The 7,656-nt window shown below is 39.4% G+C and carries 12 protein-coding genes and 1 tRNA gene; 1 reads left to right on the top strand and 12 read right to left on the bottom strand.

Annotation, left to right across the window (positions count from 1 at the left end; genetic code table 11):
• Nucleotides 1–198 precede the first annotated feature (198 nt).
• A complete protein-coding gene (locus JEQ21_RS09420) occupies nucleotides 199–390 on the top strand; it encodes a hypothetical protein (protein WP_199365270.1) in 192 nt (63 codons plus the stop codon).
• On the opposite strand, the gene JEQ21_RS10140 is transcribed toward JEQ21_RS09420, so the two are convergent.
• From JEQ21_RS10140 to JEQ21_RS09365, 12 genes are all read right to left on the bottom strand, one after another.
• On the bottom strand, nucleotides 359–490 hold the full coding sequence (locus tag JEQ21_RS10140) for a hypothetical protein (RefSeq protein WP_267904638.1): 132 nt from the start codon (nucleotides 488–490) through the stop codon (nucleotides 359–361). The genes JEQ21_RS09420 and JEQ21_RS10140 overlap by 32 nt on opposite strands.
• A 55-nt stretch (nucleotides 491–545) precedes the next feature.
• Nucleotides 546–725, bottom strand: a complete 180-nt coding sequence (locus JEQ21_RS09415; protein WP_199365269.1) for a hypothetical protein — start codon at nucleotides 723–725, stop codon at nucleotides 546–548.
• Nucleotides 726–759: 34 nt separating this feature from the next.
• Nucleotides 760–1,002, bottom strand: coding sequence for a hypothetical protein (locus JEQ21_RS09410; RefSeq protein WP_199365268.1), 243 nt, complete (start codon nucleotides 1,000–1,002; stop codon nucleotides 760–762).
• A gap of 1 nt (nucleotide 1,003) precedes the next feature.
• The gene (locus JEQ21_RS09405; RefSeq protein WP_199365267.1) at nucleotides 1,004–2,386 is read right to left on the bottom strand and encodes a minor capsid protein; all 1,383 of its coding nucleotides are present in this window, start codon (nucleotides 2,384–2,386) and stop codon (nucleotides 1,004–1,006) included.
• Nucleotides 2,340–3,869 carry a phage portal protein gene (locus JEQ21_RS09400; protein ID WP_199365266.1) on the bottom strand — a complete coding sequence of 510 codons (1,530 nt, stop codon included), beginning with the start codon at nucleotides 3,867–3,869 and terminating at the stop codon, nucleotides 2,340–2,342. Before JEQ21_RS09400 ends, JEQ21_RS09405 begins: the two co-directional genes overlap by 47 nt.
• Nucleotides 3,870–3,881: 12 nt before the next feature.
• Nucleotides 3,882–5,165, bottom strand: a complete 1,284-nt coding sequence (locus JEQ21_RS09395; protein WP_199365265.1) for a PBSX family phage terminase large subunit — start codon at nucleotides 5,163–5,165, stop codon at nucleotides 3,882–3,884.
• Nucleotides 5,143–5,565, bottom strand: coding sequence for a terminase small subunit (locus tag JEQ21_RS09390; RefSeq protein WP_199365264.1), 423 nt, complete (start codon nucleotides 5,563–5,565; stop codon nucleotides 5,143–5,145). Before JEQ21_RS09390 ends, JEQ21_RS09395 begins: the two co-directional genes overlap by 23 nt.
• Before the next feature lie 38 nt (nucleotides 5,566–5,603).
• Nucleotides 5,604–5,675: transfer RNA gene (locus tag JEQ21_RS09385), tRNA-Trp, on the bottom strand.
• Between the two features lie 188 nt (nucleotides 5,676–5,863).
• The gene (locus JEQ21_RS09380) at nucleotides 5,864–6,283 is read right to left on the bottom strand and encodes a DUF1492 domain-containing protein (RefSeq protein WP_199365263.1); all 420 of its coding nucleotides are present in this window, start codon (nucleotides 6,281–6,283) and stop codon (nucleotides 5,864–5,866) included.
• Nucleotides 6,284–6,684: 401 nt separating this feature from the next.
• Nucleotides 6,685–7,017, bottom strand: coding sequence for a hypothetical protein (locus JEQ21_RS09375; RefSeq protein ID WP_199365262.1), 333 nt, complete (start codon nucleotides 7,015–7,017; stop codon nucleotides 6,685–6,687).
• On the bottom strand, nucleotides 7,004–7,150 hold the full coding sequence (locus tag JEQ21_RS09370) for a hypothetical protein (RefSeq protein ID WP_199365261.1): 147 nt from the start codon (nucleotides 7,148–7,150) through the stop codon (nucleotides 7,004–7,006). Before JEQ21_RS09370 ends, JEQ21_RS09375 begins: the two co-directional genes overlap by 14 nt.
• Nucleotides 7,147–7,656, bottom strand: a 510-nt coding sequence (locus tag JEQ21_RS09365) for a DUF1642 domain-containing protein (protein ID WP_233340873.1), incomplete at its 5' end; no start/stop codon positions are given. The genes JEQ21_RS09370 and JEQ21_RS09365, both read right to left, overlap by 4 nt.

Genomic DNA, 7,656 nt, shown 5'->3' with positions numbered 1-7,656 from the left:
GGTTGGAGGTAAAATGAAGGGCTGGGTAACAGACTTTGTAATGAAGACTGAGCAACAAGGAGGATAAGAAACAACCATGAGTCCTTTCCATAACTCTATTGTTCTGGGAAACATTGCAATAGTCAAGTATTTATACAATTATTGTTCAAACTGGGTTTTAATAACCCTCTAAACTTATATTACGAGGAGGACGATTGTATGAAATCATTCGACGATTTCCGGAATTCATTGACCAAAGAAGACATGATTCAGATAGCCAATAAAGCCAATGAACTGACTAAAGGAATCAATCATTCAGATGGTTTACAAATCGGTACAGTAAGTGGTCTTGTCGCATACTCTACCACAATGGAACTGCTTAAAAAGTACCATGATTGGCTCCAAGAGTGATTTTAGCGAATTCCTCAGCATCAATAATAACGTTCCCGTCAGCATCCAAAGTGATGCTGGCTTTTTCATTTTTTGCAACTATTTTTTCTTCTGGTCCCATCACTATTCTCCTTTCAGAGTACGAAAAAAGCACTTAGATTGCTCTAGGTGCTTGATTAATAAACAAAACTTAGCTTTGATTTAATGGAGTTATAGAGATCCAATATTTCCTTAGGAGTATCTTCACGGAAAATAAAGCGTTTCTTCCCTGAAATATTCTCATCCCCAATAATCCAATGACGAATTTGTTTTGTAAAAATTAAAACTTCTTTACTTGGCATTGCCATTACTCCCATGATAGGACCTCATTGACTTTTTGGTACAACCAATTTATCCAAAACCGTGTACTATCTTCTGAGGCAAGTTCTTATTTTTTAATACACTATTAACCAAGGTATCCTTTACAAAATCTGTGAAATTCTGTAAATTATCCCCTTCATAGATATAGCTGCCATCTTTTTTTAGATAAGTAGCAATACCTTTTCGGTCACCACTTACAGCTGAGTACTGACGTACTTCAGAATTATCTACAATCTCATATAAAGTTATCATTTGATTATCAATTTTACCCATACTAGTCAGCCTCCTCGTAATTATATTTCTGGTTTGCAAGCTTATGAGCCTCATCATACGGTAACTTGTACTTACCCATATATTCCGACTCCAAACTCTCATGTTGTAACATAATTATATCACTTTTTTTAGGATTTCCTAGATACAGACGCTGGAAACTTTGTGCCATATCATAATGAGGATAAAAATTCCGTACACGATACTCATATTCCTCACTATCCCATAGTAGATACTGATTATCAAGAACATGTTTTAAAGCTGTCGCAACGGTTTCTCTAGGAAGTGAACTTGATATCACCATTTTTGATATGACGTCTTCACGATTTGAATTTTTTAATTGCGTATAATAACGTTCTGCAAAGTTATCTTGCTGCTTTTTAATATCACCACGTCGTGAGGATATTGCACCACTCTCTTTCAGATTCTTCATATCTTCACTATACACTGATAGGCTATCTTTTTCAAGAACAACGTCACTGTCCAACTCTTCATCATCCGGCACAATCCCAGACCGACAATTATAATGAAAAGGCGGAGCGTTGAGCCCAGCCTTCATTTCTGATAATTCATAGCGTTTGTCTTCTTTGGCTATTTGCCTACAGATTTCCGTGGTTCGGTCGTCAAGATGAACAAGGATTCGGTAATACTTCAATCCAGCGTCCATGTAACGCTTAGCTACTGAGTTGGAGATGATTGCGGTCCCATCGGTTCGAATGATTGTCTGTGCCCTGCTTCTTGCCCCATTGTACTTCTTAGCAATCTCTTGAGCCATTTCTCTAGGATTCAAACCTCGAATGAAACCACGGCGAAAGACTTCCCTAAGGTCCTCTGCTAGCTTATCGACATTCCCCCAGATATGTTCTGAATAGTTCTTGCCATTAATTGGGGTTCTGATTAATTCTCTCAAAGCTGGTTCGTTAATAGTCCCTCGTCTATCCCCTGCTTTTCGGTAGGCATACTTAGCAGTCTTTAATAAATGATTTTCAAAGGTTGAACTTATAGAGGTCGCCAATACACCAGCTCGCCAAGTCAATTCAAGATTTAATAAATCCATTCTAGTAGCCCTAGCTGAAGCATACTGCTCATTTAATCGCTTTAGTAGCTCTGGATCTTTTTCTGCTTGCTCAAAGTATCGTTTAGCGTTTTGCTGGTAATCACTCATATCCTCATGTCTGAGTTGATACATGGCCTCTTGTAAAGTCAAACCATTGTCATCCGCAAATCTCTGATAAAAAGCAAACAATTCCTTTTGAACCAACTTCGCTTCTTCCAGATAAATTCTAGCTATCTCAGCAAAGACATCAATATCAATCTGGTCAGCATAACGGATGATTTCATCAACCCTCTTGGTCCAGTAGTCTTGATGTTTCTTCTTGTCCGCCATCTTCTTCAACCTCTAATCTAGGACTAGGTTCATCGGGTTCTTGCTCACGCAAACGCTCTAACTCTGCTTTAGCATCTACTCCGGTTACCTGATTCAACACTTCAAATACTGTTTGATCACTAACTATTCCATACAATGATTTGGCTATAGTGACCAACTCGCTAGCATTCTGTGGAATATTTGGTGTAAAGATAATTGATGTTTGGTTAATCTTTTCGTAAGAAGTAGCTTCACTCCCTTTGATGGACCAAATATTTGCTGCTAAACGCAATCTCCGCATTAGTCCAGCCTCGAACAAATCTTGCTGTTGTTCACGATAATTATCACTAGCCATCAGCTTGTACTTCATAGATTCACCAGACTGAACTCCTGAGAAGTGCATGTCTTGGATGTCTGGTGTAAAGGTAAAACGCAGGATGTCGTTCACTAAGCGCTGCTTGTAGGCCTCTGCTCCAGCTGTATCGTACTGTTTAACTAAATAACTGGCATCAGGCTTCGAACCATTTTCATTTGGATTGTCTTCAAGAATAAGTATCTGAGCTTTCTTGTAGGCGATAGAAATACCAAGGCGACCATTCGGATTAATACGTCCATCTTCAAGAAAATCTTCCTCATCAGCACCAGTATACTGATTCCCTTTAATGACCAAGATAGCGTCATTACTGTTTTGTTGAAAATTAGCCAACTCAGATTGAGACAAATCATAAGCATCGATATTGTCCAAAACCGACTCGAACGAACCTAACCGGTCTTCGTTATTGCTGTATTCATTAACAGGAACTCCATTGAAGTGATGTTCTTCATCATCAATATACTTCATTCCATCCGTATTTGTAGATGAGTACTCATAAGAATATACTCTATCAGCAGTATAAACCTTGATAATCTCTTTTCTTTTGCCTCCACCATAATTAATATTGTAGTAATTGATAGCCATAAGAGAATTACGCTCATAAGTATCATCATAAATTACAAATGTCTGTTCAGCTGGAAGTTTGAATAGTCGAATCCAGGTTTCATTCTCATCACCAGAAACAGTTAGCAACTCATAAGCTCGACCATAGACACACAAATCTTTTTTGATTGCAGTATTATGTCGTTTCTCGTTGTTTCGAGCTGACAACTCATCGATATACTCTTGGATAACAGTATCCTCATTCTTGTATTCAACTGGATTCCCCAGCATGTAGCCCTGCTCAAAAACTGTAATGTACTTAGCGAAGTCACTAGAGATTCGGTTATCAGCCGCAGTCACATCAGTCTTAGCAGGACGATATTTGATATTGTTATCCCCCTTGTAATACCGCTTCAACTCCTGGAGTCGTTCTAATTGAATCGATTTGTGCTCAGAGACATATCTTTGCAACTGCTCAATCCAATCTTTTGATCCATAATCAATTGCTTCAAAGTCCTCCTGAAGCATAATGAACTGTTCATTTGCATTTTCTTTAAACCTGGTCCCAGATAAAAATTCTTTTTGCATGAACACTCCTTTCTAAAAATATAGTTTTGCATCTTTCAAGCGCTCTTTCGCAGTCTTTTGCTTAATGTGGTAACGCTCCATTGAGTACCGCAGGGCGTCGATAATGTGGTTGTTCTTATCGATTGGTTTATTCAACCAGTTTCCTTCCTTGTCCTGTTCGAAGGTATAGGTGTTAAATTCCTCAATGGTGTTCTCACAAGATGGATGAATGTAAATCTTGAATCCTTGTAAGAACTGAATCCCTTGCATGATTGAACCTTTCCCCTTGTAACTGGCTGCGATACCTTGAACTCCCTTACTTCGGATTTCGATAATCAGCCGTTTTTCTGCACTGTCAGCAGTCAATAGAGTTCTATCTAGCTGATTACTTTTCAACATTTTGACAATATCATCAGTCAGCATACCTCTTTGGTAATGTTCTTGGTATATCCAAATCTCTTTCTTCTCCAAATCAACCGCTGAACAAACTAGCGCTGTCGGGTCGTGAGTAAAACCAAAGTCAAGACCGGCTGTTGTCTCATTTACCCGTTGGATTGTTTGCTCGATATTGAAATCGATAACCGAGAAATTATCGAACACCAATCCCTCAGCCACTCCCCAGTCGCCATCGCAAACGATTCTAGCCCGTCTAGGGTTAGTCAGGTACAAATCCTCGAATCGCTGAATATCGACTTTATCAAGCCATTCATTAACTCTGAATGTGGTAGTTAGTGACAAAGTATCTGCTCGCTTAGTATCCTCATCAAAGAATGCTCGCTTCAACCAATGACGCTCAGACCAGGGGTTAAATGTGACCGTAATCTGTTTAAAGAAATCTGGAACATCCAGACTACCCCGAATAGATTCAACAACTGTTGAAAACTTATCTTCGCTTTCAATCTGGTATGCTTCTTCAAACCAAGCCCAACAGAGAATACCGGCATCCACCGTGATAGAGGTAATCTTCAACTCATCATCAAGCCCCCGGAAAAGAATCTTCTGACCTGTTTTTCTAACTGTGATTTCTGGCAGAGACTCATTGAACTTGAACAAATGTAGAACTCCCAGCTGATTACAAGCCCACTTGAAATCCGTATAGGTTGATTGTTTGTTGGTGTTTGAATAGCGACGAACCACCAACAGATTAGCCCACTCATACTTGAGTATTCGAACAATAAAGTTAAGGGCCGTAGTCTTCGACTTCTTTGATCCACGGCTACCTTTAACAACTCGGTAGAAGTTTGTTGAATGCCAATACTTACCATATCCCTTACCGACAATCTCTGGCAGGTTCTTAATCAGGGATTTCTGACTCATTAGCAAACACCACCGTTCCTTGCACCTCAGCCTCCACTTTATCTGTCCAGAGTCTATGACGCTTACCTAGCAACTCTGCCGCCTTGATTCGGTCCTTGGCTCCGACATCGATATCAATAATCGACTGGTATCCTTCACCCTCACCACGGAGCGTCTGTTCTCTCTGCTCACCTCTCATGACGGATGTCAGGTAAGACAAGACTTCCTCCTGGGTTGCGATGGTCTTAGACTCGAGTTCAACCAGTCGGTCGTCTATATACGATTTGATTGTAGTATTTTGTAGTAATTTACTTGCGTTGGTATTAGCATACTTACTGCTATAGCCAGCTTTGACGGCAGCTTCCGTTGCATTCCCGGAGATGATGTACTCATCTGCGAAACGCTTTTGCTTTAGTGTCATTTTGGCGATGATCACCACCTCCTTTTCATAGTTTTTAACACGGACAGCAGGAATCGAACCTACACTAAAAGTTTTGGAGACTTCCGTTCTTGCCATTAAACTATGCCCGTAAAACAAAAAGCAGCGACCTAAATCACTGCTTTCATCCACCGTGGGTGACTGCCAAAAAATAAATAAGGAGATTTTATGTTCAAATCACAAATGAAACGCTTAACTGTGTAGTTGGTGGATTTCAATTATCGAGGACCTCGTTGTCAATCGCAATAATTGATACTACTAGTTTAGCAGTTAAAAAGTATCATTTGTTAACATCAGTATCATTCTTTAACAAATTACGAACCGCTTTATCTCTTGCACGTTGTATTGTTGCATGACTGGCATTAAGTTCCATCTTAACCTCACTCCATGAATAACCATTAACGTATAACAGTCTCAAGACAATGTTTTCCATAGGGTCATCTAATGATTCGATCATCTGAACCAATTCTCTTCTTTCTGCAAGGAGAGATTCGATCTCATCATACAACTCCCTAGTCCTATCAATAATCAAGATATTCAAATCCTCAGATTTGTTACTCAAACTTCCACCTTTAGGTTCGTCTGAATACCGCTGCGATTTTAATATTCCTGAGTGAAGACTCACAATCTCCTGTCGCTTAGATTTAACCTTACTATCAATATACTTCAGCGATGCTAATCGTTTTCGAATATCCGTCATAAATTAACCCTACCTCCACACCTCTTACACTTAGCGTACCAAGCTCCTTCATGATCACGTTCCAATTTCAGGACGTGGCCTTTTAATTTACAGATTAGATACTTGAACATCAATCTCCTCCAATCAATCCTAACTCCAATAGCTTATTTGCAATATCCCTGGCATAATGATCAACAGTCTTTTCGCTTAGCAGACTGTACTTGCCATAGAGTTTAGTAAAGAATTTGACAGTATACTCAAAATTTTTCAGCTCATTCACCCGTACGGAAATAAATTTATATTTCGTGCTTGGTCGTGACAGGCAGACAGTTGTATACGTGTTATTCGTGTAGAGTTTATCTCCCCACATTGTGAGGACTTGTCTATTCTTTCCGCCAGGATACTTTGTACTTCGTCTGATGTTAACCATCTTCGGCCTCCTCCCTATCCCATTTGTAAGACTGAATCAAATTTATCAAGACTGACGAATCTCTTTTTCTGAGTCTAGCTATGAACTCCTCTTCAATCTCCTGTTCTGACAACCAAGCTGAAAAATCAATGACATTATCAACATAGTAAGGGTAGTAGTCACCCCAATCCCATTCAAAGGTGTCGATTTGAACTTGGTCACCGTTTGGAAATTCAATAACCATATAAGGATTGTCAGCCTCTCCCCACGAGAAACAGACTTCGCAAGTACCGAACTGCGTATACTCTGGATTTGAGCCAACATTAACTACTTTAAGTCCTTTCATTTTCCACCTCCTCTAACATTTCCAAGTAAATACTATCAAGCAGTTTCTGTAGTTTGTCCTTAGCTTGACCTACATCTGTATTCATAAGACTTTGAATTGTTTCTAAATCTTCAATAATATCTGCAATAATCATTCTTCCACCTCTTCCACTTCAAACATAGGGTTATCAAATACACCTTCAAAGCCAGCGTCGGTTAGTTCTTGTTTGGTCAATAAGTATTTCCCATTTTCTTCATCAAAAGGATTAGGTAACGTAAAAATCAAAGAGTCACCTTGTTTAGCCAGAATCTGATTTGTACGCTTAAGTATAACCATATACCTCTTATCCTTCTCAACCTCCACAGCTTCTGGACCGTAGGCGATTAGGGTTGCGAGGGCGTGTTGGTTCTTAAGAACATCATCAGAATATAAAAGCCACTCATAAAGCTCTTCTGGTGCATTGTTTAAATAACCATTAACATTCCAATTACTGTTTTTATCACGTTCATACCAATCCATAACCGCCTGTGTGACTTTTGGCTTTGGTGGGAGGTGGATGACGCTATCAGCACCTACCCAAAATTTATTACTAACAACTGGGTCTGGGATTCTAACTAAGTAAGGCATAGAAGAATCATCAATTTTAATGATTTCTACGTC

Source organism: Streptococcus sp. 121 (assembly GCF_016458205.1).
Taxonomy (GTDB): domain Bacteria; phylum Bacillota; class Bacilli; order Lactobacillales; family Streptococcaceae; genus Streptococcus.
This window is presented reverse-complemented; position numbering and strand designations above follow the sequence as displayed.

Bases quoted from the DNA above. Each gene is read 5' to 3' on its own strand.
- JEQ21_RS09420 (WP_199365270.1), top strand. From the start codon at position 199: ATGAAATCATTCGACGATTTCCGGAATTCATTGACCAAAGAAGACATG.
- JEQ21_RS10140 (WP_267904638.1), bottom strand. From the start codon at position 490: ATGGGACCAGAAGAAAAAATAGTTGCAAAAAATGAAAAAGCCAGCATC.
- JEQ21_RS09415 (WP_199365269.1), bottom strand. From the start codon at position 725: ATGGGAGTAATGGCAATGCCAAGTAAAGAAGTTTTAATTTTTACAAAA.
- JEQ21_RS09410 (WP_199365268.1), bottom strand. From the start codon at position 1,002: ATGGGTAAAATTGATAATCAAATGATAACTTTATATGAGATTGTAGAT.
- JEQ21_RS09405 (WP_199365267.1), bottom strand. From the start codon at position 2,386: ATGGCGGACAAGAAGAAACATCAAGACTACTGGACCAAGAGGGTTGAT.
- JEQ21_RS09400 (WP_199365266.1), bottom strand. From the start codon at position 3,869: ATGCAAAAAGAATTTTTATCTGGGACCAGGTTTAAAGAAAATGCAAAT.
- JEQ21_RS09395 (WP_199365265.1), bottom strand. From the start codon at position 5,165: ATGAGTCAGAAATCCCTGATTAAGAACCTGCCAGAGATTGTCGGTAAG.
- JEQ21_RS09390 (WP_199365264.1), bottom strand. From the start codon at position 5,565: ATGACACTAAAGCAAAAGCGTTTCGCAGATGAGTACATCATCTCCGGG.
- JEQ21_RS09380 (WP_199365263.1), bottom strand. From the start codon at position 6,283: ATGACGGATATTCGAAAACGATTAGCATCGCTGAAGTATATTGATAGT.
- JEQ21_RS09375 (WP_199365262.1), bottom strand. From the start codon at position 7,017: ATGAAAGGACTTAAAGTAGTTAATGTTGGCTCAAATCCAGAGTATACG.
- JEQ21_RS09370 (WP_199365261.1), bottom strand. From the start codon at position 7,150: ATGATTATTGCAGATATTATTGAAGATTTAGAAACAATTCAAAGTCTT.